Here is a 25532-nt window from a genome sequence, read left to right on the forward strand (position 1 = left end):
GAGGCCGATGCCATGCGCGTTGCCAGCGACAAGCCAGGATTTTCCACCCGCGCCATTCACCAGGGCTACGACCCTCAGTCCCACGGCGGCGCCTTGGTGCCGCCGGTTTATCAAACTGCCACCTACGCCTTCGAGAGTGTCGAATATGGCGCAGCCTGTTTCGCCGGCGAACAGGCCGGGCACGTCTACAGCCGTATTTCCAACCCGACCCTGGCCTTGCTGGAGCAACGCATGGCCTCGCTGGAGGGGGCCGAGGCCGGGCTGGCGCTGGCCTCGGGTATGGGCGCCATCACCTCGACCCTGTGGACCTTGTTGCGCCCTGGCGATGAGCTGATCGTCGGCGAGACCCTCTATGGCTGCACCTTCGCGTTCCTGCACCACGGCATCGGCGAGTTCGGCGTGATGATCCGTCACGTCGATTTGAACGACCTCGCCGCCCTCGAAGCGGCGATCACCCCGCAGACGCGCATGATCTATTTCGAGACCCCGGCGAACCCTAACATGCACCTGGTCGACATCCCCGCAGTGGTCGGCGTGGCCCGTCGGCATGAGCTACTGGTGACGGTCGACAACACCTACTGCACGCCTTATCTGCAACGGCCACTGGAGTTGGGGGCGGACTTGGTGGTGCACTCGGCCACCAAGTACCTCAGCGGTCACGGCGATCTCACCGCCGGACTGGTGTTGGGGCGCCAGGCACTGATCGAGCGCATTCGCCTGCAAGGCCTCAAGGACATGACCGGCGCGGTGCTCTCGGCGCAGGACGCTGCATTGCTCATGCGCGGCCTCAAGACCCTGGCGCTGCGCATGGAGCGTCACTGCAGCAACGCGTTGCGCGTCGCGCAGTTCCTCGAGCGCCAGGCGCAGATCGAGGTGATTCGCTACCCTGGCCTGTCGAGTTTTCCCCAGTTCGGTTTGGCCCAGCGACAGATGCGCCTGCCCGGCGGCATGATCGCGTTCGAACTCAAGGGCGGGCAGCAGGCCGGGCGACGGTTCATGAACGCGCTGCAGGTGTTCAGCCGGGCCGTGAGCCTGGGCGATGCCGAGTCGCTGGCCCAGCATCCGGCGAGCATGACACATTCCAGCTATACCGCCCAGGAGCGGGTCGAACACGGCATTTCCGAAGGGCTGGTGCGGCTGTCGGTAGGGCTTGAGGACATCGAGGACTTGCTGGCCGACCTGGGTCAGGCGTTACGGGCGAGTGTCTGAAACGCCGTTGCTCACCTTCGTCCAGACATGAAAAAGGCCGCTTTAAGCGGCCTGGTTCGAGTTTCAGCGCTTCAGGCCGTAGCTCTCGTCCAGCATACCGGGCGAATTCGGGGCTTTCGGCGCGTAGTCCAGCGGCACCTCGGCAGAGTCCTTCGGTGGCGTGAGGCGATCACGCGGGCCGTGGGCGGCATCGGGGTGCAGCGAGGCCAGTAGACGTTGACGCGTCAGTTCGTCCAGGGCCAGGCGATTGGCGCCGTCGGCCAGATGTTCCTGCACGTCCTGGTAGCTTTGGGTGAGTTTACGCACCAGCGAAGCGGTGCTGTTGAAGTGGGTGACCACTTCGTTCTGGTAATTGTCGAAACGCTGCTGGATGTCGTCCAACTGGCGTTGCGTGCTGCTGGGAGCCGCATTGGGAAGCAGGCGGGCCAGGGCGAAACCGACGACGACACCAACGACCAGTGCCACGGTCGGCAGCAACCAAACAAGGAGCGAGTGTTCCACGAGTCCTTCCTCTATAAACGGCTTTGCTTTACGTTAACGGCTCAGACCTGCGCTGTATACCGCGAGCGATCGCAAATCAGAACAGAATTCCCCTCCTAGACGAATCGACCTTTGCCAAGGTCACGGAGTAGTGCCTTGCTTGTCCGCGAAACCCCCTTGTTCATCGATGGCCCCTGCGGTCCTCTGGAGGCGCTGTACCTGGATGTGGCCGACGCCCGTGGCGCGGTACTGATCTGCCACCCCAACCCAGTCCAGGGTGGCACCATGCTCAACAAGGTGGTCTCGACCCTGCAACGTACCGCCCGTGACGCCGGCTACGTCACCTTGCGCTTCAACTACCGGGGCGTCGGCCAGAGCGCTGGCAGCCACGACATGGGCGCCGGCGAAGTGGCTGATGCCGAAGCGGCAGCGGCCTGGCTGCGCGAGCGCCATCCTGGCCTGCCGCTATTGCTGATGGGGTTCTCCTTCGGTGGCTTCGTCGCGGCCAGCCTGGCCGGTCGCCTGGAGGCGGCTGGCGTGGAGTTGGCGCACCTGTTCATGGTCGCCCCGGCGGTGATGCGTCTGACCGAGCAGTTCCCGTTGGCGCAGCGCTGCACGCTGACGGTGATCCAGCCTGACACCGACGAGGTGGTCGAGCCTCGGTTGGTCTATGAATGGTCCGACGCGCTGACGCGCCCCCATGAGCTGCTGAAAGTGGCAGAATGCGGACACTTCTTCCATGGCAAGCTGACCGATCTGAAGGATCTGCTGCTGCCGCGTCTTTCGAACTGAGCCAAGCCTGAACAAGCGATCTCCCATGACCACGCGCATTCTCACCGGTATCACCACCACCGGCACCCCGCACCTGGGCAACTACGCCGGCGCCATCCGCCCGGCGATCCTTGCCAGCCAGCAGCCCGGTGCCGACTCGTTCTACTTCCTGGCCGACTACCACGCCCTGATCAAGTGTGACGATCCACTCCGCATCCAGCGCTCGCGCCTGGAAATCGCCGCCACCTGGCTGGCCGGCGGCCTGGATCCGAACAAGGTCACCTTCTACCGCCAGTCCGACATCCCGGAAATTCCCGAGCTCACCTGGCTGCTGACCTGCGTTGCCGCCAAGGGCCTGCTCAACCGCGCCCACGCCTACAAGGCGTCGGTGGACAAGAACCTGGAAACCGGCGAAGACCCGGACGCCGGTGTGTCGATGGGCCTGTATAGCTACCCGGTACTGATGGCCGCCGACATCCTCATGTTCAACGCGCACAAGGTCCCGGTCGGCCGTGACCAGATCCAGCACGTGGAAATGGCCCGCGACATCGGCCAGCGCTTCAACCATCTGTTCGGCCAGGGCAAGGAGTTCTTCGTCATGCCCGAGGCGCTGATCGAGGAAAGCGTGGCCACGCTGCCGGGCCTGGACGGGCGTAAGATGTCCAAGAGCTACGACAATACCATCCCGTTGTTCACCAGCGCCAAGGACATGAAGGACGCCATCTCGCGGATCGTCACCGATTCGCGCGCCCCGGGCGAGGCCAAGGATCCGGACAACGCGCACCTGTTCACTCTGTACCAGGCCTTCGCCAGCGTGGACCAGGCAGGCGAGTTCCGCGAGGAGCTGCTGCAAGGCCTGGGCTGGGGCGAAGCGAAGCAGCGTCTGTTCCAACTGCTCGACGGCCAACTGGCCGAGAAGCGCGAGCACTATCATCAGCTCATCGCGCGCCCTGCCGATCTCGAAGACATCCTCCTGGCGGGCGCTGCCAAAGCCCGCAAGATCGCCACGCCGTTCCTCGAGCAACTTCGCGAATCGGTCGGCCTGCGTTCGTTCCGCAGCAGCGTTCAGACCAGCGCCGAAGGCAAGAAAAAGGCGGTCAAGAGTGCACGCTTCGTCAGCTTCCGCGACGAAGACGGCAGCTTCCGCTTCCGCCTGCTGGCCGCCGACGGTGAGCAGTTGCTGCTGTCCAAGCGCTTCGCCGACGGCAAGAGCGCGGGTGCCGTGAGCAAGCAACTGCAGCAGGGCGGCGACGCTGATGTGCGGGTCGAGGGCCTGGGCTTCTCGCTGTGGCTGGCGGACGAGCAGGTGGCCGAAGGGCCGCAGGCGGCCGATGAGCAGGGTCGCGATGCTGCTGTACAACGTCTGCGCGAGGCGCTTGCGCCACAGGCCGACTGAGTCGATCTGACCGAGTCAGCCTGACCGAAGCAATCCGCCGCAACGCCAATTGCCATTATGCGGGCCGCTCGCTACAGTGACGGCCCGTTTTTTGTTGCCTCGCTAACGAAATCATGACGCCCCTAGAACGATACCAAGCAGATCTCAAACGCCCCGACTTCTTCCATGACGCGGCGCAGGAAACGGCGGTGCGTCATTTGCAGCGCCTGTACGACGACCTGATCGCCGCGCAGAACAACAAGCCAGGTATGCTCGGCAAGCTGTTCGGCAAGAAGGAGCAGACGCCGGTCAAAGGCCTGTATTTCTGGGGCGGGGTAGGCCGGGGCAAGACCTACCTGGTCGATACCTTCTTCGAGGCGCTGCCGTTCAAGGAGAAGATGCGTACCCACTTCCACCGCTTCATGAAGCGCGTGCACGAGGAAATGAAGACCCTCAAGGGTGAGAAGAATCCGCTGACGATCATCGCCAAGCGCTTCTCCCAGGAAGCGCGGGTCATCTGCTTCGACGAGTTCTTCGTCTCCGATATCACCGATGCCATGATTCTCGGCACCTTGATGGAAGAGTTGTTCAAGAACGGCGTGTCGTTGGTGGCCACCTCCAACATCGTGCCGGACGGCCTGTACAAGGATGGCCTGCAGCGCGCACGCTTCCTGCCGGCCATCGCCATGATCAAGCAGTACACCGAGGTGGTGAACGTCGACAGTGGCGTGGACTATCGCTTGCGTCACCTGGAGCAGGCCGAGCTGTTCCATTTCCCGCTCAACGAGGCTGCCGAGCAGAGCATGCGCGCCAGCTTCAAGGCGCTGACGCCGGAGTGCACCCAGGCCGTCGAGAACGATGTGCTGGTGATCGAGAACCGTGAGATCCATGCCCTGCGCACCTGCGACGATGTCGCCTGGTTCGACTTCCGCGCGCTGTGCGACGGCCCGCGCAGCCAGAACGACTACATCGAGTTGGGCAAGATCTTCCACGCCGTGCTGCTGAGTAACGTCGAGCAAATGGGCGTCACCACCGACGACATCGCCCGGCGTTTCATCAACATGGTCGACGAGTTCTACGACCGCAACGTCAAGCTGATCATCTCGGCCGAAGTCGAGCTCAAAGACCTCTACACCGGCGGTCGCCTGAGCTTCGAATTCCAGCGCACCCTCAGCCGCCTGCTGGAAATGCAGTCCCACGAATTCCTGTCGCGCGCACACAAGCCCTAGCGGGCAGCGGCAAGCGACAAGCGACAAGCTTCAAGTTGCAAGCTGCAAGAAAAAGCCAGAGCAGAATGCGATCCGCTCTGGCTTTTTCTTGCAGCTTGAAGCTCACAGCTTGCCGCTGCAGGAGGCCTAGGCCTCCTGCATGAATTGCTGGCGATACTGGTTGGGGGACAGTTCGGTGTGCTGGCGGAACAGACGGGCGAAGAAGCTGGCGTCGTCGTAGCCGACTTCGTAACTGATGGTCTTGATGCTCTTGCGGGTGCTGGAGAGCAGGCCCTTGGCCGTTTCGATGCGCAGGCGCTGCAGGTAGTGCAGCGGTTTGTCGCCAGTGGCGCCCTGGAAGCGGCGCATGAAGTTGCGAATGCTCATGCCATGGTTGCGCGCCACGTCCTCGAAGCGGAACTTGTCGGCGAAGTGCTCCTCCAGCCAGTGCTGGACCTGCAGGATGATCAGGTCCTGGTGCAGCTTCTGGCCACCAAAGCCCATGCGTCCTGGGGTGTAGTTGCGCTGCACCTCGTAGAGGATGTCGCGGGCCACGGCGCGCGCCACGTTCGCGCCGCAGAAACGCTCGATCAGGTAGATGTACAGATCGCAGGCCGAGGTGGTGCCCCCTGCGCAGTACAGGTTGTCGGCGTCGGTCAGGTGCTTGTCCTGGTTCAGGCGAATGTTCGGGAAACGCTCGGCGAAGCTGTTGAAGAAGCGCCAGTAGGTGGTCGCCTCCTTGCCGTCGAGCAGCCCGGATTCGGCGAGCCAGAGCACGCCACTGGCTTCGCCGCAGAGCACGGCGCCGCGGGCGTGCTGCTCGCGCAGCCAGGGCAGCACTTGGGGATAGCGGGCGAGCAGGATGTCGAAGTCTTCCCAGAAGGCCGGAAGGATGATCACGTCGGCGTCACCCAGTGCCCCGTCCACGGGCAACTGAACATCGCTGAAGCTGTTGACGGGCTGGCCATCGGGGCTTACCAGATGAATCTCGAACATCGACTGCAGGCCCAGGCCCAGCTGTTTGCTGTAGCGCAGGCTGGCCAAGTGGAAGAAGTCCTTGGCCTGCATCAGTGTCGATGCGAAGACTTTATCGATTGCCAGGATGCTGACGCGCCGCAATGACGCGGAGGGTTGGGTAAACATCATCGTCGTTGTTCTTATAGGGGAAAGTGGTCAATCACCGGCTGGATCGTCTTATGTTTTCCGGTTGGCTGCAAGCTTTAAGCGGCAAGCGGCAAGCGGCAAGCGGCAAGCGACAAGCGACAAGCGACAAGCGACAAGCTGCAAGCTGCAAGCTGCAAGCTGCAAGATGAAAGCGATAGTCTACGCACCCACGCCCTGCTTTTTCTTGCCGCTTGCCGCTTGCAGCTTCCTCAAGGGGCGGGGTTGGGCTGCTGCTGGTGCAGGGATTCGATCGCTGCCAGGAGTTCGTCGCTCAACACCAGATCGGCGCTGGCGAGGTTGCTTTGCAGTTGCTTCAGGTCTGTGGCGCCGATGATGTTGCTGGTAACGAAAGGCTGGCCGGTGACGAAGGCCAGGGCCATCTGTGCGGGGTCCAGGCCGTGCTCGCGGGCCAGTTGCACGTAGCGGCTGCAGGCGGCCACGGTCTGCGGGTTGGAGTAGCGGGCGAAGCGGCTAAAGAGGGTCAGGCGGGCGTTCTCGGGGCGGGCGCCGTCCTCGTACTTGCCCGTCAGCATGCCGAAAGCCAGCGGCGAGTAGGCCAGCAGACCGCATTGCTCGCGGATCGCCACTTCCGCCAAGCCCACCTCGAAGCTGCGGTTGAGCAGGTTGTAGGGGTTCTGGATCGATACCGCCCGTGGCCAGCCCCGGATCTCGGCCAGATGCAGGAACTTCAGGGTGCCCCAGGGCGTTTCGTTGGACAGGCCGATATGGCGGATCTTGCCGGCGCGCACCTGTTCGTCGAGCACCTCCAGGGTTTCCTCCAGCGGCGTGAACAGGTCATTGGGCTGGTGCTGGTAGCCCAGCTTGCCGAAGAAGTTGGTGGAGCGCTCTGGCCAATGCAATTGGTAGAGGTCGATGCGATCGGTCTGCAGGCGTTCAAGGCTGGCATCCAGCGCCGCGACGATGTGCTGGCGGTTGTGCTTGAGCTGGCCGTCGCGGATATGGCTGATGCCGTTGCCGGGGCCGGCCACCTTGCTGGCGAGGATCCAGTCGTCACGGTCGCCGTTGGCGCGGAACCAGTTACCGATGATGCGCTCGGTGGCGGCGTAGGTTTCCGGGCGCGGCGGCACCGGATACATCTCGGCGGTGTCGATGAAGTTGATGCCGGCGGCCTTGGCCAGGCCGATCTGGGCGAAGGCCTCGTCCTGGACGTTCTGCTCGCCCCAGGTCATGGTGCCCAGGCACAGGGCGCTGACGTCGAGGTCGGTACGGCCGAGCTTGCGGTAATGCATGGGGAAGGCTCTCTGCAGTTGAAATAAGCCATCAAAGCAGGTTGATCTTCTCAGCGCAATCTGGATAATGACGACCCTCTCCGTGTGGCGGAAGTGATGCACCACCATGCAGGAGGAACCTTTGTCGAACATTGGACGCGCCGACCCGAGCCCCCACTTAGCGCCCAATGCGAGGCTGCGCGCTTGCCCTTGGCAAGCTGTGCACTATCCAGTAAGATTCGCCGTCTATTTTTCGCTGGGCGGCCTCTGAGGCTTTAGAGAATGAAAACTTTTACTGCTAAACCGGAAACAGTAAAGCGCGACTGGTACGTAGTTGACGCCGCTGGTCAGACCCTGGGTCGTCTGGCTACCGAAATCGCTCGTCGCCTGCGTGGCAAGCACAAGGCAGAGTACACCCCTCACGTTGACACTGGCGACTACATCGTCGTCATCAACGCCGAGCAGGTTCGTGTCACTGGTGCCAAGTCTTCGGACAAGATGTACTACTCCCACTCCGGCTTCCCGGGCGGCATCAAGGAAATCAGCTTCGAGAAGCTGATCGACAAGGCCCTGAGCGTGTCATCGAGACCGCGGTCAAAGGCATGCTGCCGAAGAACCCGCTGGGTCGCGACATGTACCGCAAGCTGAAAGTGTACGCGGGTGCTGCTCACCCTCACACTGCTCAGCAGCCTCAAGAACTGAAGATCTAACGGGATAGTTCATTATGTCGGCGACTCAAAATTACGGCACTGGCCGTCGCAAGACCGCAACCGCTCGCGTTTTCCTGCGTCCGGGCACTGGTAACATCTCCATCAACAACCGTCCTCTGGACACCTTCTTCGGTCGCGAAACCGCTCGCATGGTTGTTCGCCAGCCGCTGGAGCTGACCGAGAGCACCCAGAAGTTCGACATCTACGTCACCGTCGCCGGTGGTGGTGTCAGCGGTCAAGCCGGTGCGATCCGCCACGGTATCACCCGCGCTCTGATGGAATACGACGAAACCCTGCGTGGCGCTCTGCGTCGTGCTGGCTACGTCACCCGCGACGCTCGTGAAGTCGAGCGTAAGAAAGTGGGTCTGCGTAAAGCGCGTAAGCGTCCTCAGTACTCCAAGCGTTAATACCGCTTCGGCAGTCGAAAAAAGCCCGGTTCTTTGGAACCGGGCTTTTTTTATGTCTGCCATTTCTCCCCAGCGGATTCGCGGGCGCTTGCCACATAGACGTAGATCAAGCAAAGCGCGGGTTGTGTCCTTGGCAGCGCTAATCACCTTGTCAGTGTGTGGACTTGTTTCCTACCATGGCGACCAATTTTTAGCGCCACAGACATTACTAATAGACGCCTGTTGCGACGGGCGAGAAGAAAGCTGATGGGAGAGGATTGAATGAGCAATGACGGCGTCAACGCAGGCCGGCGCCGCTTCCTCGTAGCTGCCACATCCGTGGTGGGGGCTGCAGGGGCGGTCGGGGCTGCGGTACCGTTCGTGGGATCATGGTTCCCAAGCGCCAAGGCCAAGGCGGCTGGGGCACCTGTGAAGGTCAATATCGCCAAGATCGAGCCAGGGCAGCAGATGGTCGCTGAATGGCGTGGGCAACCGGTGTTCATCGTGCGGCGAACGCCGGAGATCCTCGGGAATCTGCAAAAGCTCACGGGCGAGCTCTCCGACCCGCAGTCCAAGGAGTCGGTGCAGCCGACCTACGTCGATCCGCAGGTTCGGTCGATCAAGCCGGAAATCCTCATCCTCGTCGGGCTGTGCACGCACCTGGGCTGCTCGCCCACTTTCCGTCCGGAAGTGGCGCCAGCCGACCTGGGTCCAAAGTGGGTGGGCGGCTATTTCTGCCCTTGCCACGGTTCGCACTACGACCTCGCTGGTCGCGTGTACAAGTCGCAGCCGGCGCCGCTCAATCTGCCCGTGCCGCCGCATTCGTACGAGTCTGACGACATCATCGTCATCGGCGTCGATCAGGAGAACGCATGATGAGCAAGTTCATGGACTGGGTGGATGCGCGCTTCCCCGCCACCAAGATGTGGGAAGAGCACCTGAGCAAGTACTACGCGCCCAAGAATTTCAACTTCCTGTACTTTTTCGGCTCCCTGGCGTTGTTGGTGCTGGTCAACCAGATCGTCACCGGCGTTTGGCTGACCATGAGCTTCACGCCCTCGGCTGAAGAGGCCTTCGCCTCGGTCGAGTACATCATGCGCGACGTCGAGTACGGCTGGATCCTGCGCTACCTGCACTCGACCGGCGCTTCGGCGTTCTTCATCGTGGTGTACCTGCACATGTTCCGTGGGTTGCTCTACGGCTCCTACCAGAAGCCGCGCGAGCTGGTGTGGCTGTTCGGCATGCTGATCTACCTGGCGCTGATGGCCGAGGCCTTCATGGGGTACCTGCTGCCCTGGGGCCAGATGTCCTACTGGGGTGCCCAGGTGATCATCTCGCTGTTCGGTGCCATTCCGGTGATCGGTGACGATCTCACGCAGTGGATCCGCGGTGACTACCTGATCTCCGGCATCACGCTGAACCGCTTCTTTGCCCTGCATGTGGTTGCCCTGCCGATCGTCATTCTCGGCCTGGTGGTGCTGCACATCCTGGCGCTGCATGAAGTGGGTTCGAACAACCCTGACGGCATCGACATCAAGAAGCACAAGGACGAAAACGGCATCCCGCTCGACGGCATTCCGTTCCACCCGTACTACACCGTGAAAGACATCGTCGGGGTGGTGGTCTTCCTCTTCGTATTCTGTTCAGTGGTGTTCTTCTTCCCGGAAATGGGTGGCTACTTCCTGGAAAAACCGAACTTCGAGCAGGCCAACGCCTTCAAGACGCCTGAGCACATCGCCCCGGTATGGTATTTCACGCCGTTCTACGCCATCTTGCGTGCGGTTCCTGACAAGCTCTTCGGTGTCATCGCCATGGGCGCGGCGATCGCGGTGCTCTTCGTGCTGCCCTGGCTCGACCGCAGTCCAGTGCGCTCGATGCGCTACAAGGGCTGGCTGAGCAAGCTGTTCCTGCTGGTGTTCTGCGTGGCCTTCATCATCCTCGGCATCCTCGGCGTGCTGGCGCCAACGCCCGGGCGGACCCTGCTGTCGCAGATCTGTACCGTGCTGTATTTCGCCTACTTCGTGCTGATGCCCTTCTACACGAGGCTCGAGAAGAGCAAACCGGTTCCGGAAAGGGTGACTGGCTGATGAAAAAGTTAATTGCAGTACTTTGCCTGGCATTGATGCCTGGCCTGTCGTTCGCTGCTGAGCATGGCGTTGAGCTGGACAAGGTCGATATCGACCTGGCTGACAAGGCCGCGATGCAGGATGGCGCTCGGACCTTCGCCAACTATTGCATGGGTTGCCACAGCGCCAAGTTCCAGCGTTATGAGCGAGTCGCCGACGACCTGGGTATCCCGCATGAGGTGATGCTGGAAAACCTGGTGTTCACGGGCGCCAAGATCGGCGACCACATGAAGATCGGCATGCGTCCCGATGACGCCAAGACCTGGTTCGGCGCGGCGCCGCCGGACTTGACGCTGGTCGCCCGGGTCCGCGGCAACGACTGGCTGTACAGCTACCTGCGCAGCTTTTACCAGGACCCGTCGCGCCCCTACGGTGTGAACAACAAGGTCTTCCCCAACGTCGGCATGCCCAACGTGCTGGTGGGCCTGCAGGGCAATCAGGTGATCGGCTGCAAGCAGATCCAGACCGTGGTCGATGGCAAGAAGCAGTTCGACCCGCTGACCGGCGCTCCGCTGACCCATGAAGCCTGCGATCAGCTGACCGTGGAGCCGAAATCCGGTACCCTGACGGCCGAGCAGTTCGACGAGAAGGTCAAGAACCTGGTGACCTTCCTGGCCTATTCGGCCAACCCGGTCAAACTGGAAAGTCAGCGCATCGGCACTTATGTCCTGCTGTACCTGGCTTTCTTCTTCGTGTTCGCCTACTTGCTCAAGCGCGAATACTGGAAGGACGTGCACTGATCACGCAGTAGTTGCTGGTAGTTGAACGCGCCCTGGGGCGCTGCCATGCGAATGCACGGCAGCCCTCCAGGGCGCGTTTGCATTTGCAGTTTCACACGCATACCCCCGCGAGGAGCCGCTACATGGGCGCAACCAACAGGTTAGCCTGCTATTCCGACCCCGCCGACCACTATTCCCATCGTGTGCGCCTGGTGCTCGCCGAGAAGGGCGTCAATGCGCAGATCGTCGACGTCGTCGCCGGTCGGCTGCCGCCCAAGCTGGTCGAAGTGAACCCCTACGGCAGCGTGCCGACCCTGGTCGATCGCGACCTGGCCTTGTACGAGCCGACCGTGGTGATGGAATACCTCGAAGAGCGTTACCCCCATCCGCCGCTGATGCCGGTGTATCCGGTGGCGCGTGGCAACAGTCGGCTGCTGATGCACCGCATCCAGCGTGACTGGTGTGCGCTGGCCGATCTCATCCTTGATGCGCGGACCGGCGAAACCTCGCGCAGCGAGGCGCGCAAGTCGCTGCGTGAGAGCTTGACCGGCGTCTCGCCACTGTTCGGCGAGTTCGCCTGCTTCATGAGCGAGGAGCAAAGCCTGGTCGATTGCTGTCTACTGCCCATCCTCTGGCGTTTGCCGGTACTGGGTATCGAACTGCCGCGGCAAGCCAAGCCGCTGCTGGATTACATGGAGCGACAGTTCGCCCGCGAGCCTTTCCAGGCGAGCCTGTCCGCTACCGAACGTGAAATGCGCAAGCTTTAAGGAGCCGTTGATGAACTCCAGTCGCCCCTATCTGGTTAGAGCACTGTACGAGTGGATCGTCGACAACGATTGCACGCCCCACATGCTGGTCAATGCTGAGTATCCAGCGGTCCAGGTCCCGCAAGGCTTTGCCAGCGATGGTCAGATCGTGCTGAATATCTCGCCCAGCGCCGTGCGCAACCTGCACATGGACAACGATGCGGTGAGTTTCGAGGGGCGTTTCGGTGGCGTGGCCCATTCGCTCTACGTGCCGAGCGCCGCGATTCTGGGCATCTATGCACGCGAGAACGGCCAGGGCATGGTCTTCGAGCTGGAGCCTGCGCTGATGGAGGATGAGGCGCTCGAGGAAGACGATAGCGTCCAGCCCGATGACGACGGTCCACCGGAAGGTGGAGGTCAGCCACCGCGACCCAGCGGTCGACCAAGCTTGAAGGTGGTCAAGTAACAAAAAAGGCGATCCGGAAGGATCGCCTTTTTGCTTTCAAGCCCGGATTACAGGTCTTTGATGGTGCGGACCTGATCCTTGTTGATGCGGGTCGGCTTGCCATCGAGCTGCTTGAACTCGTAGAAGCCCGAATCGTCATCGAACTTGGGCTTGTCGAGGGTCTGCAGCTCGCGGCCGTCGTTGAGGGTGATCACGCTCGGGGTGGAGCAACCTGCCAGGGCAGCGAAACCGGCGATGGCGATGAGGGATAGCAAAGACTTCTTCATGGCTTTTCCTGAATGGTCAGAAACGAGACGAATTCATGTGCGCGATGGCGCGAGCATCGGTACTGCCGCGCCAGGGTGTCAGTCGATGTACTCGAACAGCTTGACGATCTTCTGCACACCCGACACACCTTGTACCACATTGGTTGCCGCGTTGGCTTGTTGCTGGGTCACCAGACCCAGGAGATAGACGATGCCATTTTCGGTGATCACCTTGATGCGTGAGCTGGAGACGTTGGGATCGCCGAGCATCTGGGTCTTGATCTTGGTGGTCAGCCAGGCATCGTTATTGCGTGCCAGGATCGACGAAGGCTGCATCACCTGCAGCTCGTTGTGTACCTTCTTGACGCGCTGCACCTGGCTGGCAGTCTGCTCAGCGAGGCTCTTGAGGTCGGCGCGCGGCACTTGGCCGGCGAGCAGGACGATCCCGTTGTAGCTGCTGACCACCACGTGCGAGCCGTTGTCCAGGTCAGGACTGGCCTTGGCCACGTTGACCGAGACCTTGGTCTCGATCAGCGAGTCGTCGATCTTGCTGCCGAGGGTGCGGGTGCTGCGGTCATCCTCGATAGGCGAATTGCGGGTCTCGTTCAGCACCGAGCTGCAGCCGGTGATGCCGAGGCACAGGGTCAAGGCCATCAGGCCGAGGCGCTTGGGGATCATTCTTCACTCCCGAACAGTTGGCTGTCGATCAGATCGCACAGGCAGTGGATCGCCAGCAGGTGGACTTCCTGGATACGCGCAGTGACCATGGCCGGAACGCGGATTTCCACGTCCTCGGGCAGCAGCAGCGAGGCCATGCCGCCGCCGTCACGTCCGGTCAATGCTACGACAATCATTTCACGATCATGTGCCGCCTGGATCGCCTGGATCACGTTGGCGGAGTTGCCGCTGGTGGAAATGGCCAGCAGCACGTCGCCGGGCTGACCCAGGGCGCGAATCTGTTTGGAGAACACCTCATTGTAGCTATAGTCGTTGGCGATCGAGGTCAGCGTCGAGCTATCGGTGGTCAGGGCGATGGCCGGTAAGCTCGGCCGTTCGCGCTCGAAGCGGTTGAGCAGTTCCGAGGAAAAATGCTGGGCATCGCCTGCCGAGCCGCCGTTGCCGCAGGCGAGCATCTTGCCCTCGTTGAGCAGGGCATTGACCATGACCAGGCTGGCCTGCTCGATGTAGGGTGCCAGGATGTCCATTGCCTGTTGCTTGGTATCGATGCTGGCCTGAAACAGCCGGCGGATTCGGGATTGCATGTCCATCTGGTGTGACCTTAAGTGCGGCGGAGGCCTGCGCGACGCGCAACAGGGGCCGGCCCGCGAAACATAGAGCAAAGAAATCGGAATGGGTTCAGCATTCGAAGGCGTTTTTCAGCCATTGAAGCGGCCGACCTGCGTGGTGGCTGCCCTGCAGGGCGACGACGTCGAAGCGGCAGGGGCGATGGGCCCAGCGCGACTCCTTCTGCAGGAACTCGGTGGCGGCCAGCGCCAGGCGTTTCTGCTTGCGCCCGTCGATACTCTCCAGGGCGCCGCCGAAGCCCGCATGCAAACGGTAGCGGACTTCGACGAATACTACTGTATCGGCGTCGAGCATGACCAGATCAAGCTCGCCTCCCTTGCATCGCCAGTTGCGCGTCAGCAGCTGCAGGCCGTGACCCTGAAGAAAGGCCAGGGCATGGCATTCCGCAGCAAGCCCGGCGCTGGCGGGCGATGCGTGGTGCATCAGCGTGGCGTGTCCGGCAGGCGTTTGACTTGGCCACCGGCGAATTCTGCCCACGGCAGTTGGCGTTCGACACGCTGGTTGGCGTTGATGCTCAAGCTGCCGGACAGGCCTTGCATGCGGTTGTCGGGCAGGGCCTTGAGCTGACCCAGGCGTGGCGCCAGGCTGTAGGCGTCAACACCCATGGCGTACAAGCGTCCGAGGCTGCCACCGGCTTGCGGCCACTGTTGCACTACCTGCTGGCGCAGGCTGTTGCCGGTGTCCAGCAGCCATGGCGTTTCGCAGAAGCGGATGCCGTTCATGTCGTTGTACTGGTTCACATCGCCGCTGGCACTGTACAGGTTGGACGTGGCATAGACCGGCACGTCGCCAGCGTACTGGAAGTTGAGCGTGGGCTTGATCTGCTGCGCTTGTTGTGGCGTGGCGGCGAGGAAGATGAAGTCGATGTCCTGGCGGCGCGACGGTTGGGCTGCAATGTTGCCGCCCACGGCGCTCTGCAGGCTCTTGGCGCGACCTTCGCTCTGGCGCAGTTGGAACAGGTCGGCAATTTGCTGAGCCAGAGCCACGGGCTGGGCGATGCGCTCGGCGGCGAGCAAAGTGCCGCCGTTGCTTTCCCAGTCCTGGCGGAAGGCTGCCAGCACACGGTCACCCCATTCGCCGCTCGGCACCAGGGCCACGGCGCGCACCAGACCATCTGCGTGGGCTCGACGCGCCACTTCTCGGGCTTCGTCTTCGGCAGCGAGACCGAACTGGAACAGTTGTGGCGAGGATTTCTGCCCAGCTTCGGCGTAGTTCAACGCCAAGGTGGTGATGGGCAGCTGCGGGTAATCGGCGAGTTTCTTGACCAGCGGCTTTTCCAGAGGTCCGATGACCAACTGCACGCCTGCGGCCTGGGCCTGGCGGTAGAAATCATCCAGCGAGGTGAGGCGCGAGCTGTCGAACACCTGCACGGCCGGAGCTGGCTGACCGGACTGCTGTGCCTGGAAGTGGGCGGCCATGAAACCGTCGCGCAGGGCGCGGGCCACGCCTGCCAGAGGGCCTTCCTGGGGCAGCAGCAGGGCGATCTTGGTCAGCGGTTGGCTGGCCAGCTGCTTGAGCTTGACCAAGGCTTCAGGCAGTTGCTTGGCAGCGGCGTGGTCGGGGTGCTGCTGCCGCCAGGCGTCGATGGCCGCCTGCTGCTGTTCGAGGGTGCCGGCACTCTTGACTGCCAGGGCCAGGCTGGTCCAGCCGGTCAAGGCTGCGTCGGCGCTTGGCTGCTGCAGTTGTTCGGCAGGCAGCGAGGCGACCAGCGACCAGATGGCGTCGTTGTTTTTCGCCGCCGGTTCGCCGCTGAGCAGTGGCGCCAGCAGGACGCGCTGTTGGGCGGCGGCCAGGGCCTGGCCGTCGGCTTCCAAGGCAGCGGCATGCACGCTGTAAGTGCGCACTTGCTGTGGCTCGGGCAGTTCGCCGACATGTTGCAGGCTTGGGTGCGCCAGGGCAGTGAGGGCAGCCTTGGGCTGGTTGCGACTCATGGCCAGTTCGGCAGCGAGGGTGCTGGCGAAGATTTGCTGGGCAGGCTTGAGGCCCTCCAGTGGCACCTGTTCGAGGATGCGCGCGGCGCGCGGGAAGTCCTTCTGCCGGTAGGCCATGTCGGCCGCGCTCAGGCGCAGCAGTGCGGCGTCTTCGGCGGACTTGCTCGACGCGGCCTTCTCGAGCAACTGCTCGATGCTGGCGTCCGGGGTGCGCGGTAACTCGCCCAGGCTGGATGAGGGCGAGCTGGCGCAGGCTGCCAGCAGGGCAGCGAGACAGAAGGCTGAGAGCAGCCGCAGGCAAGCGATCATGTAAGGGTCCTGTTACTCGATCAAGGAGGTGGGCGATTGTACCCAAGCACTGGCCGGGGCGCGATGTCGCTGACGGTGAAGCTTCACTATAGGTCGCTTGTCGCGGTCCGAGTTCGAAGTTGTTTGCGCGCTGTTGCAAGTGCTCGGGCTACAATGGCGCCTTTGATCGGCAAGACAGGTGCGCGCAGTGACGGATGTTGCAGGGGTTTCACAATCTACCGCCGGGACGCTCTACGTCGTGGCCACGCCCATCGGCAACCTCGATGACATGAGCGCCCGGGCGCTCAAGGTGCTGGCCGGTGCAGCGTTGATCGCCGCCGAGGATACCCGCCATTCGGTACGCCTGCTGCAGCATTTCGGCATTGATACTCCCCTGGCCGCCTGCCATGAGCACAACGAGCGCGACGAGGGCAGCCGCTTCATTGCGCGACTGCTGGCAGGCGATGATGTGGCGCTGGTGTCCGACGCCGGCACACCGTTGATTTCCGATCCTGGCTACCATTTGGTGCGTCAGGCGCGCGCGGCCGGTATCAAAGTGGTGCCTGTGCCGGGCGCCTGCGCCCTGATCGCCGCGCTCTCGGCGGCCGGCCTGCCCTCGGACCGTTTCATTTTCGAAGGCTTCCTGCCAGCCAAGTCGGCCGGACGTCGCGCTCGTCTCGAACAGGTCCGGGAGGAGCCGCGTACGCTGATCTTCTACGAAGCGCCGCACCGGATTCTCGAATGTCTGGAAGATATGCAGGCGGTGTTCGGCGACGAGCGTCCTGCATTGCTAGCACGCGAACTGACCAAAACGTTCGAGACGCTCAAGGGGCTGCCGTTGGGCGAGTTGCGCGAGTTCGTCGCTGCCGATTCCAATCAGCAGCGTGGCGAGTGCGTCGTGCTGGTGGCAGGCTGGACGGCCCCCCAGGACGAGCAGGCCATCAGTAGCGAAGCCCAGCGGATCCTGGACCTGCTATTGGCAGAGTTGCCGCTCAAGCGGGCGGCAGCATTGGCGGCTGAAATTACTGGCGTGCGTAAGAATCTTCTTTATCAGGCGGCATTGGATAAACAAAAAAGCCAGTAGTGGCTTAATGATATTGTTTAAGTGAAGGCTTGTTCTTGCGCCCGCCTGCCGTTACCCTTGTCGGCGGAGAGTCGATCGGACAGTCGCTGCCTGCTTTTGTTCCGCAAAAGTAGGGGAGGAAAGTCCGGGCTCCGCAGGGCAGAGTGCCAGGTAACCCCTGGGAGGCGTGAGCCTACGGAAAGTGCCACAGAAAACAACCGCCTAAGCACTTCGGTGCCGGTAAGGGTGAAAAGGTGCGGTAAGAGCGCACCGCACGACTGGCAACAGTTCGTGGCTAGGTAAACCCCACTCGGAGCAAGACCAAATAGGGTTCCTTATGGCGTGGCCCGCGTCGGAACCGGGTAGGTTGCTAGAGGCGTCCAGTGATGGCCGTCGTAGAGGAATGACTGTCCTCGACAAAACCCGGCTTACAGATCGACTCTCCACCTTCCCCTTTCTCTGCTGCAATCGATAGCAGATCCCCTGTGGTAATGCCGAAAAGTTCTTACTCTTAATAAATCACTTTAACTTCGCACTCTATCCATTTGAGTGCGTGTGATTTTTTCCGTCAATTTTGTCTCCCGGTAGTCTTTCCCCCTTGCTTTGTTGCGCTAAATCTCGGTCCTGTAAGGGTTTTCCTTATGAACGTGCCTTGACGGTGCGGCGGGCGGATTCCTATAGTGTGCGCAAGTGGCAGAAAGTGGGATGAAGTGGGTTTTCTGGCACAAAAACGATAACATTGTGGGGAATCGCAGCCGTGTTTCGCGGAGCCAACGCCGTCAGTCTCGATGCCAAGGGCCGTCTCGCTATGCCGAGCCGGTACCGTGACGAGCTCGATTCGCGTTGCAACGGCCAGCTCATCGTGACCATCGACGCTGTAGATCCTTGCCTGTGCGTTTATCCGCTCGACGAGTGGGAGCAGATAGAAGCCAAGTTGCGTGCCTTGCCATCGTTGCGTGAGGAAAACCGTCGCCTGCAGCGTCTGCTGATTGGCAACGCGGTGGACCTGGAGCTCGATGGCAGTGGTCGTTTCCTGGTGCCGCCTCGCCTGCGTGAGTACGCCCGGCTCGACAAGAAGGCGATGCTGGTGGGGCAACTGAACAAATTCCAGCTGTGGGATGAGGATGCCTGGAACGCGGTTTCGGCAGCCGACCTCGCCGCTATCCAACAACCGGGCGCCATGCCCGACGAACTGCGTGACCTGATCCTGTGACCATAGATAGCGGCTTCAACCACATTACCGTCCTGCTCGACGAAGCTGTCGAGGCACTGGCCTTGCGCGCCGACGGTTGCTATCTGGACGGCACGTTCGGGCGGGGCGGCCACAGCCGTCTCATGCTCAGTCGACTGGGGCCGCAGGGGCGGCTGCTGGGTTTCGACAAAGATCCACAAGCGATTGCCACGGGGCAAGCGCTGGCGGCCGAAGACGGCCGCTTTGTCATTGTGCAGCGCAGCTTCGCCGAGATGGGCGATGAAGTACGCACGCGCGACCTGCACGGCAAAGTCAGTGGTGTACTGCTCGATCTGGGCGTGTCCTCGCCACAGTTGGATGACCCTGAGCGCGGCTTCAGCTTCCTCAACGACGGTCCGCTGGACATGCGCATGAACCCCGGTCAGGGCGTCAGCGCCGCCGAATTCATTGCCTCGGCGGCAGAAGAGGACATTGCCCGGGTGTTCAAGGAATACGGCGAAGAGCGCTTCGCCAAGCGCATGGCCCGTGCCGTGGTCCAGCGCCGTGAACAGCAGCCGTTCACCCGCACCGCCGATCTGGCCGAAGTGCTCAAGGTCGCCAACCCCGCCTGGGAGAAGGGCAAGAACCCGGCCACGCGTGCTTTCCAAGGGCTGCGCATCCACGTCAACAACGAACTGGGCGATCTTGAAGCTGGCCTCGAAGCAGCGCTCGACGCATTGGAGGTGGGTGGTCGCCTGGTGGTCATCAGCTTCCATTCGCTCGAAGACCGCATCGTCAAGCTGTTCATGCGCAAGCTGGTCAAGGGCGAAGCAGACAACCTGCCGCGCAACCTGCCGGTTCAGCACAAGGCCTTCGAACCGAAGATCCGGCTGATCGGCAAGGCGCAGTTCGCCTCCGATGAAGAACTCAAGGCCAACCCGCGGGCGCGTAGCGCCGTCATGCGCGTGGCGGAGAAACTGCGGTGAGCCGGCTGTTCGCCAAGCCGCTGCCGGGCGGAAGCTTCCTGATGCTGCTGCTGTTCGTCGGCGTGCTGGGCTCGGCCATTGCCGTCTCCTACAGCGCGCACTGGAACCGCCAACTGCTCAACACCCTTTACAACGAACTCAGCGAGCGCGACAAGGCGCAAGCCGAGTGGGGCCGGCTGATTCTCGAGCAAAGCACCTGGACTGCCCACAGTCGCATCGAGAGCCTGGCGTCGGGCCAGTTGAAAATGCGTGTGCCCAATGCCGACGAAGTGCGGATGGTGACGCCATGATGAAGCTCGAGGGGGCACTGTATCCCTGGCGCTTCCGCGTCGTGGTGGGCCTGCTCGCGCTCATGGTCGGCGCCATCAGTTGGCGCATCATCGACCTTCAGGTGGTCGACCGCGACTTCCTCAAGGGCCAGGGCGATGCCCGCAGCCTGCGTCATATCCCGATTCCCGCACACCGTGGTCTGATTACCGACCGCAACGGTGAACCGCTGGCCGTCAGTACGCCGGTCACCACGTTGTGGGCCAATCCCAAGGAAATGCAGGCTTCCAAGGAGCGCTGGCCGCAACTGGCCGCGGTGCTCGGGCAGAACCCGCAGCAACTGATCGAGCGCCTCACCCAGCAAGCCAACAAGGAATTCATCTATCTGGTCCGCGGCCTCACGCCTGAGCAGGGGCAACAGGTGCTCGACCTGAAAGTACCCGGTGTATACGGGCTGGAAGAGTTCCGTCGCTTCTACCCAGCAGGTGATGTGACCGCGCACATGGTGGGCTTCACCGACCTGGACGACCACGGCCGCGAAGGTGTCGAGCTCGCCTACGACGAGTGGCTCGCCGGCGTGCCAGGCAAGCGACAAGTGATCAAAGACCGTCGTGGACGGCTGATCAAGGACATCCAAGTGACCAAGAACGCCAAGGCCGGCAAGACCTTGGCGTTGTCGATCGACCTGCGCCTGCAATACCTGGCGACCCGCGAGCTGCGCAACGCCATCGCCGAGCAGGATGCCAAGGCCGGTAGCCTGGTGATCATGGACGTCAAGACCGGCGAGGTGCTGGCGATGGTCAACCAGCCCACCTACAACCCCAACAACCGCCGCAGCATGTTCCCGGCGGCCATGCGCAACCGCGCGATCATCGACGTGTTCGAGCCAGGCTCCACGGTCAAGCCGATCTCCATGAGCGCGGCGCTGGAAAGCGGGCGCTGGAAGCCGACCGACAAGGTCGAGGTGTATCCCGGCAGTCTGCAGATCGGTCGCTACACCATTAAAGACGTGTCCAAGAGTGAAGGGCCGATCCTCGACCTCACCGGCATCCTGATCAACTCCAGTAACGTCGGCATGAGCAAGATCGCCTTCGACATCGGCGGCGAAGCCATTTACCGGGTGATGTCGCAGGTCGGCCTGGGTCAATACACTGGCCTGGGCTTCCCAGGCGAACGGGTCGGCAACCTGCCCAATCACCGCGAATGGCGCAAGGCTGAAACGGCCACCCTGTCGTACGGCTACGGCGTGTCGGTCACCGCGCTGCAACTGGTGCATGCCTACGCCGCATTGGCCAACGACGGCAAGATGGTGCCGCTGTCGATCCTCAAGGTCGACAAACAGCCCGACACCGTCCAGGCCATTCCGAAAGAAACCGCCAAGACCATCCAAGGCATGCTGCAGCAGGTCATCGAAGCCCCGCGCGGCGTGTTCCGTGCCCAAGTGCCGTTCTACCACGTGGCCGGCAAGTCGGGCACCGCGCGTAAGGCTACCGTGGGCTCCAAGGGCTACACCGAAAACGCCTACCGTTCGCTGTTCGCCGGCTTCGGCCCGATGAGCGACCCGCGCTATGCCATCGTCGTGGTCATCGACGAGCCGGGCAAGGGCGGTTACTTCGGTGGCCTGGTATCTGCGCCGGTGTTCAGCAAGGTCATGTCCGGCACCCTGCGGTTGATGAACGTGCCGCCTGACAACCTGCCGCCGGCCAATGCCCAGCAGGCCAGTGCAGTATCCGCCAATGGAGGGCGTGGCTGATGACGATGCCATTGAGCAAACTGTTCGCCCACGCCAGCCGCGATCCGCTGATCCGCGAGCTGACCCTCGACAGCCGTAACGTGCGCCCCGGCGATCTGTTCCTGGCGGTGCCCGGGCCAAGCTCGACGGGCGCGTGCATATCGCCGATGCCCTGGCGCGTGGCGCAGCCGCCATTGCTTATGAAGAGCAGGGCGCCACCGTACTGCCGCTGACCGATGTTCCACTGATTCCAGTGAAGGGCCTGATTGGCCAGCTGTCGTCGATTGCCGGGCGCTTCTACGGCGAACCGAGCCGTCAGCTTGAGCTCATCGGGGTCACCGGCACCAACGGCAAGACCAGCGTCACTCAACTGGTGGCCCAGGCGCTCGACCTGCTGGGTCAGCGTTGCGGCCTGATCGGCACCCTGGGTACCGGTTTTCACGGTGAGCTGCAAAGCGGCCGACTGACCACGCCAGATCCCATCGCCGTGCAGTCGACGCTCAACGACTTGAAAAAGGCCGGCGCCAAGGCCGTGGCCATGGAGGTTTCCTCCCATGCCCTCGAACAGGGCCGGGTGGCGGCGTTGGCGTTCGATATCGCCGTGATGACCAATCTGTCGCGCGATCACCTGGACTACCACGGCAGCATGCAGGCCTACGAGGCGGCCAAGGCCAAGCTGTTCGCTTGGCCAAGCCTGCGTTGTCAGGTGGTCAATCTGGACGACGACTTTGGTCGGCGCCTGGCCAAGGCCTACGCCCAGCGACCTGCTGCCGATCATATCGAGACCCGATTGCTCAGCTATAGCCTGGAAAACCGGGACGCCTCGTTGTACTGCCGCGAAGCCTGCTTCGACGACGATGGCGTGCGCGCGATCCTGGTCACTGCCCAAGGCGAGCGTACCCTGCGCAGTCAACTGCTGGGCCGCTTCAACCTGAGCAACATGCTGGCGGCAGTGGCCACGCTGCTGGCGCTGGAGCACCCGCTGGACGACATCCTCAAGGTGATCCCGCAATTGCAGGGCCCGGTGGGTCGCATGCAGCGCCTGGGCGGCGGCGAGAAGCCGCTGGTGGTGGTCGATTACGCCCACACCCCCGACGCGCTTGAGCAAGTGCTGCAAGCCCTGCGTCCGCACGCCCGGGGCCAGCTGCTGTGCCTGTTCGGCTGTGGCGGCGACCGTGACCGCGGCAAGCGTCCACTGATGGCCGAAGTGGCCGAGCGCCTGGCCGATCGGGTGCTGGTCACCGACGACAATCCACGCACTGAAGATCCGCTGAGGATCTTCGATGATATCCGTCCCGGTCTGCGCGCCGCCGACGCCGTCGAGTTTATGGGCGGTCGTGGCCAGGCCATTGCCCATTTGATCGCCAGCGCCGCTGCGCACGACGTGATCGTGCTGGCGGGCAAGGGGCACGAGGACTACCAAGAGATCAATGGCGAACGCCTGGCGTTCTCCGATTTGCTCGAAGCCGAGAAGGCCCTTTCAGCCTGGGAGGCTCCACATGCTTAAGCCAATGACACTCAGCCAGCTGACCACAGCATTGGGTGCTCATCTGGTCGGTGCCGACGCAAGCTTTACCGGCGTGAGCATCGACAGTCGCAGCGTGATGCCAGGGCAACTGTTCGTTGCGCTGGCTGGTCCGCGTTTCGACGGCCACGATTATCTGGCCGATGTAAAAACCAAGGGCGCAGTCGCGGCACTGGTCGAGCGTGAAATCGACGGTGTCGACCTGCCGCAGTTGCGCGTCGCTGACTGCCGTCTGGCACTGGGTCAATTGGGCGCGTTGAACCGTGCAGCCTTCGACAAGCCCGTGGTGGCCATTACCGGCTCCAGCGGCAAGACCACGGTCAAGGAAATGCTCGCGTGCGTCCTAGGCACGCGCGGACTGGTGCACGCGACCCGCGGCAACCTGAACAACGACCTCGGCGCACCGCTGACCCTGTTGGAAATCGCCGCAGAGCACACGGCTGCGGTGATCGAGCTGGGCGCCTCGCGGATCGGCGAAATTCGCTACACCGTCGGCCTCACCCAGCCGCAGGTGGTGATTCTGAACAATGCCGGCACCGCCCATGTAGGCGAGTTCGGCGGTCCTGAGAAAATCGTCGAGGCCAAGGGCGAAATCCTCGAAGGGCTGGGCGAGGGCGGTACTGCCGTGCTCAATCTGGACGACAAGGCGTTCCCGATCTGGCACGCGCGCGCCGGCCAGCACAAAGTGCTGAGCTTCGCCCTGAGCGACCCGCGCGCCGACTTCCACGCCAGCGACATCGGTCGCGATGCCCGTGGCTGTCCCTCGTTCACCCTGCACAGCCCGGCGGGCAGCGCGGCGGTGCAACTGAATCTGCTGGGCGTGCACAACGTCAGCAACGCCCTGGCCGCCGCTGCCGCTGCCCACGCTGTCGGCGTGAGCCTGCCGGGCATCGCGGCAGGGCTGGCGGCGGTGCAGCCGGTCAAGGGCCGTTCGGTCGCCCAGATCGCCCCGAGTGGCGTGCGGGTGATCGACGACACCTACAACGCAAATCCCACCTCGGTCTGCGCGGCCATTGATATACTCGCCGGCTTTTCCGGCCGTACCGTCCTGGTGCTCGGGGATATCGGCGAACTGGGCCAGTGGGCCGAGCAAGGCCACCGTCAGGTCGGCGAGTACGCGCAGGGCAAGATCGACGCGTTGTACGCCACCGGTACCAACATGGCCCACGCGGTCCAGGCATTTGGCGCCCATGGCCGCCATTTCGCCACACAAGCCGAGCTGATCGACGCCGTACAGGTCGAGTCCGCCGGCGATACCACTATCTTGATCAAGGGCTCGCGCAGCGCTGCGATGGAACACGTCGTGGCTGCACTGTGCGAGACCAGCGGGGAGAAACATTAATGCTGCTGCTGTTGGCTGAGTATCTGCAACAGTTCTATAAGGGCTTCGCGGTCTTCCAGTACCTGTCCCTGCGCGGGATCCTGGGCGTGCTGACTGCGCTGTCCCTGGCGCTGTGGCTGGGGCCGTGGATGATTCGTACCCTGCAAGTTCGCCAGATCGGTCAGGCCGTGCGTAACGACGGCCCGCAATCGCACCTGTCCAAATCCGGCACGCCCACCATGGGCGGCGCGCTGATCCTCTCGGCCATCGCCATCAGCACCTTGCTGTGGGCGGACCTGAGCAATCGCTATGTGTGGGTGGTGCTGATCGTCACCCTGCTGTTCGGCGCCATTGGCTGGGTCGACGACTACCGCAAGGTGATCGAGAAGAACTCCCGAGGGCTGCCAAGCCGCTGGAAATACTTCTGGCAATCGGTATTCGGCCTGGGCGCTGCGGTGTTCCTCTACATGACCGCGCCCACCAGCGTCGAAACCACCCTCATTGTGCCGTTCCTCAAGGACTTCACCATCCCGCTGGGTGCCGGCTTCGTGATCCTCACCTACTTCGTCATCGTCGGCTCGAGCAACGCGGTCAACCTGACCGATGGCCTCGATGGCTTGGCGATCATGCCGACGGTGATGGTCGGCGGCGCATTGGGCATCTTCTGCTACCTGTCGGGCAACGTGAAGTTCGCCGAGTACCTGCTGATTCCTTACGTGCCGGGTTCGGGCGAACTGATCGTGTTCTGCGGCGCGCTGATCGGCGCCGGCCTGGGCTTCTTGTGGTTCAACACCTATCCGGCCCAGGTGTTCATGGGCGACGTCGGCGCGCTGGCGCTGGGCGCTGCGCTGGGCACCATCGCCGTGATCGTCCGCCAGGAAATCGTGCTGTTCATCATGGGCGGTGTGTTCGTCATGGAAACCCTGTCGGTGGTGATTCAGGTCGCCTCCTTCAAGCTCACGGGCAAGCGCGTGTTCCGCATGGCGCCGATTCATCACCACTTCGAACTCAAGGGATGGCCCGAGCCGCGGGTGATCGTCCGATTCTGGATCATCACCGTGATTCTGGTGCTGGTCGGCCTTGCCACCCTGAAACTGAGGTAAACGAGC

Annotated in this window: 25 protein-coding genes, 1 other RNA gene and 2 pseudogenes; 20 read left to right on the forward strand and 8 right to left on the reverse strand. The window is 62.6% G+C overall.

What is annotated here, in order from left to right; translation table 11 throughout:
• The first annotated feature begins 12 nt into the window (after positions 1-12).
• Positions 13-1209 carry a methionine gamma-lyase gene (locus GKC70_RS05035; protein ID WP_342650632.1) on the forward strand — a complete coding sequence of 399 codons (1197 nt, stop codon included), beginning with the start codon at positions 13-15 and terminating at the stop codon, positions 1207-1209.
• 63 nt (positions 1210-1272) lie between these two features.
• On the opposite strand, the gene GKC70_RS05040 is transcribed toward GKC70_RS05035, so the two are convergent.
• The gene (locus GKC70_RS05040) at positions 1273-1710 is read right to left on the reverse strand and encodes a DUF1043 family protein (protein WP_029612124.1); all 438 of its coding nucleotides are present in this window, start codon (positions 1708-1710) and stop codon (positions 1273-1275) included.
• Between the two features lie 135 nt (positions 1711-1845).
• Between GKC70_RS05040 and GKC70_RS05045 the strand changes: the two genes are divergently transcribed.
• The 3 genes from GKC70_RS05045 to zapE all read left to right on the forward strand — a co-directional run bounded on the left by GKC70_RS05045 (position 1846) and on the right by zapE (position 5064).
• On the forward strand, positions 1846-2481 hold the full coding sequence (locus GKC70_RS05045) for an alpha/beta fold hydrolase (protein ID WP_342650633.1): 636 nt from the start codon (positions 1846-1848) through the stop codon (positions 2479-2481).
• A 25-nt stretch (positions 2482-2506) separates the two neighbouring features.
• Positions 2507-3856: a tryptophan--tRNA ligase gene (locus GKC70_RS05050; protein ID WP_342650634.1), complete on the forward strand. Its 1350-nt coding sequence runs from the start codon at positions 2507-2509 to the stop codon at positions 3854-3856.
• Positions 3857-3969: 113 nt separating this feature from the next.
• The gene (gene zapE, locus GKC70_RS05055; RefSeq protein ID WP_029612127.1) at positions 3970-5064 is read left to right on the forward strand and encodes a cell division protein ZapE; all 1095 of its coding nucleotides are present in this window, start codon (positions 3970-3972) and stop codon (positions 5062-5064) included.
• A 126-nt stretch (positions 5065-5190) separates the two neighbouring features.
• Here the strand turns inward: zapE and GKC70_RS05060 are convergent, their stop codons facing one another.
• Positions 5191-6087 (reverse strand): GlxA family transcriptional regulator, encoded by an 897-nt coding sequence (locus tag GKC70_RS05060; protein WP_162889598.1) that lies wholly within the window; start codon positions 6085-6087, stop codon positions 5191-5193.
• A 329-nt stretch (positions 6088-6416) separates the two neighbouring features.
• On the reverse strand, positions 6417-7457 hold the full coding sequence (locus tag GKC70_RS05065) for an NADP(H)-dependent aldo-keto reductase (protein ID WP_342650635.1): 1041 nt from the start codon (positions 7455-7457) through the stop codon (positions 6417-6419).
• A 261-nt stretch (positions 7458-7718) separates the two neighbouring features.
• Here GKC70_RS05065 and rplM point away from each other — a divergent pair.
• From rplM to GKC70_RS05100, 7 genes and pseudogenes are all read left to right on the forward strand, one after another.
• Positions 7719-8146, forward strand: a pseudogene (gene rplM, locus GKC70_RS05070) (50S ribosomal protein L13).
• A gap of 14 nt (positions 8147-8160) precedes the next feature.
• Entirely contained in the window at positions 8161-8553 is a 393-nt protein-coding gene (rpsI, locus tag GKC70_RS05075; RefSeq protein ID WP_029612131.1) for a 30S ribosomal protein S9, read from the forward strand.
• Positions 8554-8814: 261 nt separating this feature from the next.
• Positions 8815-9408, forward strand: a complete 594-nt coding sequence (petA, locus tag GKC70_RS05080) for a ubiquinol-cytochrome c reductase iron-sulfur subunit (protein WP_029612132.1) — start codon at positions 8815-8817, stop codon at positions 9406-9408.
• Positions 9408-10619, forward strand: coding sequence for a cytochrome bc complex cytochrome b subunit (locus tag GKC70_RS05085; protein ID WP_342651469.1), 1212 nt, complete (start codon positions 9408-9410; stop codon positions 10617-10619). The genes petA and GKC70_RS05085 overlap by 1 nt, the downstream gene beginning before the upstream one ends.
• The gene (locus GKC70_RS05090; protein WP_039579871.1) at positions 10619-11398 is read left to right on the forward strand and encodes a cytochrome c1; all 780 of its coding nucleotides are present in this window, start codon (positions 10619-10621) and stop codon (positions 11396-11398) included. Before GKC70_RS05085 ends, GKC70_RS05090 begins: the two co-directional genes overlap by 1 nt.
• A gap of 122 nt (positions 11399-11520) precedes the next feature.
• The gene (locus tag GKC70_RS05095) at positions 11521-12144 is read left to right on the forward strand and encodes a glutathione S-transferase N-terminal domain-containing protein (RefSeq protein WP_342650636.1); all 624 of its coding nucleotides are present in this window, start codon (positions 11521-11523) and stop codon (positions 12142-12144) included.
• A 10-nt stretch (positions 12145-12154) separates the two neighbouring features.
• Positions 12155-12589, forward strand: coding sequence for a ClpXP protease specificity-enhancing factor (locus tag GKC70_RS05100; RefSeq protein WP_029612135.1), 435 nt, complete (start codon positions 12155-12157; stop codon positions 12587-12589).
• Positions 12590-12636: 47 nt separating this feature from the next.
• Here GKC70_RS05100 and GKC70_RS05105 read toward each other — a convergent pair whose 3' ends face one another.
• From GKC70_RS05105 to GKC70_RS05125, 5 genes are all read right to left on the reverse strand, one after another.
• The gene (locus tag GKC70_RS05105; RefSeq protein ID WP_029612136.1) at positions 12637-12855 is read right to left on the reverse strand and encodes a YgdI/YgdR family lipoprotein; all 219 of its coding nucleotides are present in this window, start codon (positions 12853-12855) and stop codon (positions 12637-12639) included.
• 78 nt (positions 12856-12933) lie between these two features.
• Complete coding sequence (locus tag GKC70_RS05110) at positions 12934-13512, reverse strand: BON domain-containing protein (protein ID WP_039579865.1); 579 nt, start codon at positions 13510-13512, stop codon at positions 12934-12936.
• Complete coding sequence (locus GKC70_RS05115) at positions 13509-14102, reverse strand: phosphoheptose isomerase (protein ID WP_342650637.1); 594 nt, start codon at positions 14100-14102, stop codon at positions 13509-13511. Before GKC70_RS05115 ends, GKC70_RS05110 begins: the two co-directional genes overlap by 4 nt.
• Positions 14103-14190: 88 nt before the next feature.
• Positions 14191-14562, reverse strand: coding sequence for a YraN family protein (locus tag GKC70_RS05120; protein ID WP_342650638.1), 372 nt, complete (start codon positions 14560-14562; stop codon positions 14191-14193).
• Positions 14562-16379, reverse strand: coding sequence for a penicillin-binding protein activator (locus GKC70_RS05125; RefSeq protein ID WP_342650639.1), 1818 nt, complete (start codon positions 16377-16379; stop codon positions 14562-14564). The genes GKC70_RS05120 and GKC70_RS05125 overlap by 1 nt, the downstream gene beginning before the upstream one ends.
• A 268-nt stretch (positions 16380-16647) precedes the next feature.
• On the opposite strand from GKC70_RS05125, the gene rsmI reads away from it, so the two are divergent.
• The 9 genes and pseudogenes from rsmI (at position 16648) to mraY (ending at position 25526) form a co-directional block, all read left to right on the forward strand.
• Complete coding sequence (gene rsmI, locus GKC70_RS05130) at positions 16648-17442, forward strand: 16S rRNA (cytidine(1402)-2'-O)-methyltransferase (RefSeq protein WP_342651470.1); 795 nt, start codon at positions 16648-16650, stop codon at positions 17440-17442.
• Between the two features lie 67 nt (positions 17443-17509).
• Positions 17510-17868, forward strand: an RNA gene (rnpB, locus tag GKC70_RS05135) — RNase P RNA component class A.
• Between the two features lie 310 nt (positions 17869-18178).
• Entirely contained in the window at positions 18179-18634 is a 456-nt protein-coding gene (mraZ, locus tag GKC70_RS05140; protein ID WP_029612140.1) for a division/cell wall cluster transcriptional repressor MraZ, read from the forward strand.
• A 2-nt stretch (positions 18635-18636) separates the two neighbouring features.
• Positions 18637-19578 (forward strand): 16S rRNA (cytosine(1402)-N(4))-methyltransferase RsmH, encoded by a 942-nt coding sequence (rsmH, locus tag GKC70_RS05145; RefSeq protein WP_295481191.1) that lies wholly within the window; start codon positions 18637-18639, stop codon positions 19576-19578.
• Positions 19575-19868 carry a cell division protein FtsL gene (gene ftsL, locus GKC70_RS05150; protein ID WP_029612141.1) on the forward strand — a complete coding sequence of 98 codons (294 nt, stop codon included), beginning with the start codon at positions 19575-19577 and terminating at the stop codon, positions 19866-19868. Before rsmH ends, ftsL begins: the two co-directional genes overlap by 4 nt.
• Positions 19868-21598, forward strand: a complete 1731-nt coding sequence (locus tag GKC70_RS05155) for a penicillin-binding protein 2 (RefSeq protein WP_162889597.1) — start codon at positions 19868-19870, stop codon at positions 21596-21598. The genes ftsL and GKC70_RS05155 overlap by 1 nt, the downstream gene beginning before the upstream one ends.
• Positions 21598-23084 (forward strand): annotated as a pseudogene (locus GKC70_RS05160) (UDP-N-acetylmuramoyl-L-alanyl-D-glutamate--2,6-diaminopimelate ligase). Before GKC70_RS05155 ends, GKC70_RS05160 begins: the two are co-directional and overlap by 1 nt.
• Positions 23077-24444 carry a UDP-N-acetylmuramoyl-tripeptide--D-alanyl-D-alanine ligase gene (gene murF, locus GKC70_RS05165; protein ID WP_342650640.1) on the forward strand — a complete coding sequence of 456 codons (1368 nt, stop codon included), beginning with the start codon at positions 23077-23079 and terminating at the stop codon, positions 24442-24444. The pseudogene GKC70_RS05160 and the gene murF overlap by 8 nt, the downstream one beginning before the upstream one ends.
• Positions 24444-25526 carry a phospho-N-acetylmuramoyl-pentapeptide-transferase gene (gene mraY, locus GKC70_RS05170; RefSeq protein ID WP_342650641.1) on the forward strand — a complete coding sequence of 361 codons (1083 nt, stop codon included), beginning with the start codon at positions 24444-24446 and terminating at the stop codon, positions 25524-25526. Before murF ends, mraY begins: the two co-directional genes overlap by 1 nt.
• Positions 25527-25532 lie beyond the last annotated feature (6 nt).

It is taken from the genome of Pseudomonas sp. REB1044, from assembly GCF_038813925.1.
Classification (GTDB): Bacteria; Pseudomonadota; Gammaproteobacteria; order Pseudomonadales; family Pseudomonadaceae; genus Aquipseudomonas; species Aquipseudomonas boreofloridensis.

Bases quoted from the DNA above. Each gene is read 5' to 3' on its own strand.
- GKC70_RS05035 (WP_342650632.1), top strand. From the start codon at position 13: ATGCGCGTTGCCAGCGACAAGCCAGGATTTTCCACCCGCGCCATTCAC.
- GKC70_RS05050 (WP_342650634.1), top strand. From the start codon at position 2,507: ATGACCACGCGCATTCTCACCGGTATCACCACCACCGGCACCCCGCAC.
- zapE (WP_029612127.1), top strand. From the start codon at position 3,970: ATGACGCCCCTAGAACGATACCAAGCAGATCTCAAACGCCCCGACTTC.
- GKC70_RS05065 (WP_342650635.1), bottom strand. From the start codon at position 7,457: ATGCATTACCGCAAGCTCGGCCGTACCGACCTCGACGTCAGCGCCCTG.
- rpsI (WP_029612131.1), top strand. From the start codon at position 8,161: ATGTCGGCGACTCAAAATTACGGCACTGGCCGTCGCAAGACCGCAACC.
- petA (WP_029612132.1), top strand. From the start codon at position 8,815: ATGAGCAATGACGGCGTCAACGCAGGCCGGCGCCGCTTCCTCGTAGCT.
- GKC70_RS05085 (WP_342651469.1), top strand. From the start codon at position 9,408: ATGAGCAAGTTCATGGACTGGGTGGATGCGCGCTTCCCCGCCACCAAG.
- GKC70_RS05090 (WP_039579871.1), top strand. From the start codon at position 10,619: ATGAAAAAGTTAATTGCAGTACTTTGCCTGGCATTGATGCCTGGCCTG.
- GKC70_RS05095 (WP_342650636.1), top strand. From the start codon at position 11,521: ATGGGCGCAACCAACAGGTTAGCCTGCTATTCCGACCCCGCCGACCAC.
- GKC70_RS05100 (WP_029612135.1), top strand. From the start codon at position 12,155: ATGAACTCCAGTCGCCCCTATCTGGTTAGAGCACTGTACGAGTGGATC.
- GKC70_RS05105 (WP_029612136.1), bottom strand. From the start codon at position 12,855: ATGAAGAAGTCTTTGCTATCCCTCATCGCCATCGCCGGTTTCGCTGCC.
- GKC70_RS05110 (WP_039579865.1), bottom strand. From the start codon at position 13,512: ATGATCCCCAAGCGCCTCGGCCTGATGGCCTTGACCCTGTGCCTCGGC.
- GKC70_RS05115 (WP_342650637.1), bottom strand. From the start codon at position 14,102: ATGGACATGCAATCCCGAATCCGCCGGCTGTTTCAGGCCAGCATCGAT.
- GKC70_RS05120 (WP_342650638.1), bottom strand. From the start codon at position 14,562: ATGCACCACGCATCGCCCGCCAGCGCCGGGCTTGCTGCGGAATGCCAT.
- GKC70_RS05125 (WP_342650639.1), bottom strand. From the start codon at position 16,379: ATGATCGCTTGCCTGCGGCTGCTCTCAGCCTTCTGTCTCGCTGCCCTG.
- rsmI (WP_342651470.1), top strand. From the start codon at position 16,648: ATGAGCGCCCGGGCGCTCAAGGTGCTGGCCGGTGCAGCGTTGATCGCC.
- GKC70_RS05155 (WP_162889597.1), top strand. From the start codon at position 19,868: ATGAAGCTCGAGGGGGCACTGTATCCCTGGCGCTTCCGCGTCGTGGTG.
- murF (WP_342650640.1), top strand. From the start codon at position 23,077: ATGCTTAAGCCAATGACACTCAGCCAGCTGACCACAGCATTGGGTGCT.
- mraY (WP_342650641.1), top strand. From the start codon at position 24,444: ATGCTGCTGCTGTTGGCTGAGTATCTGCAACAGTTCTATAAGGGCTTC.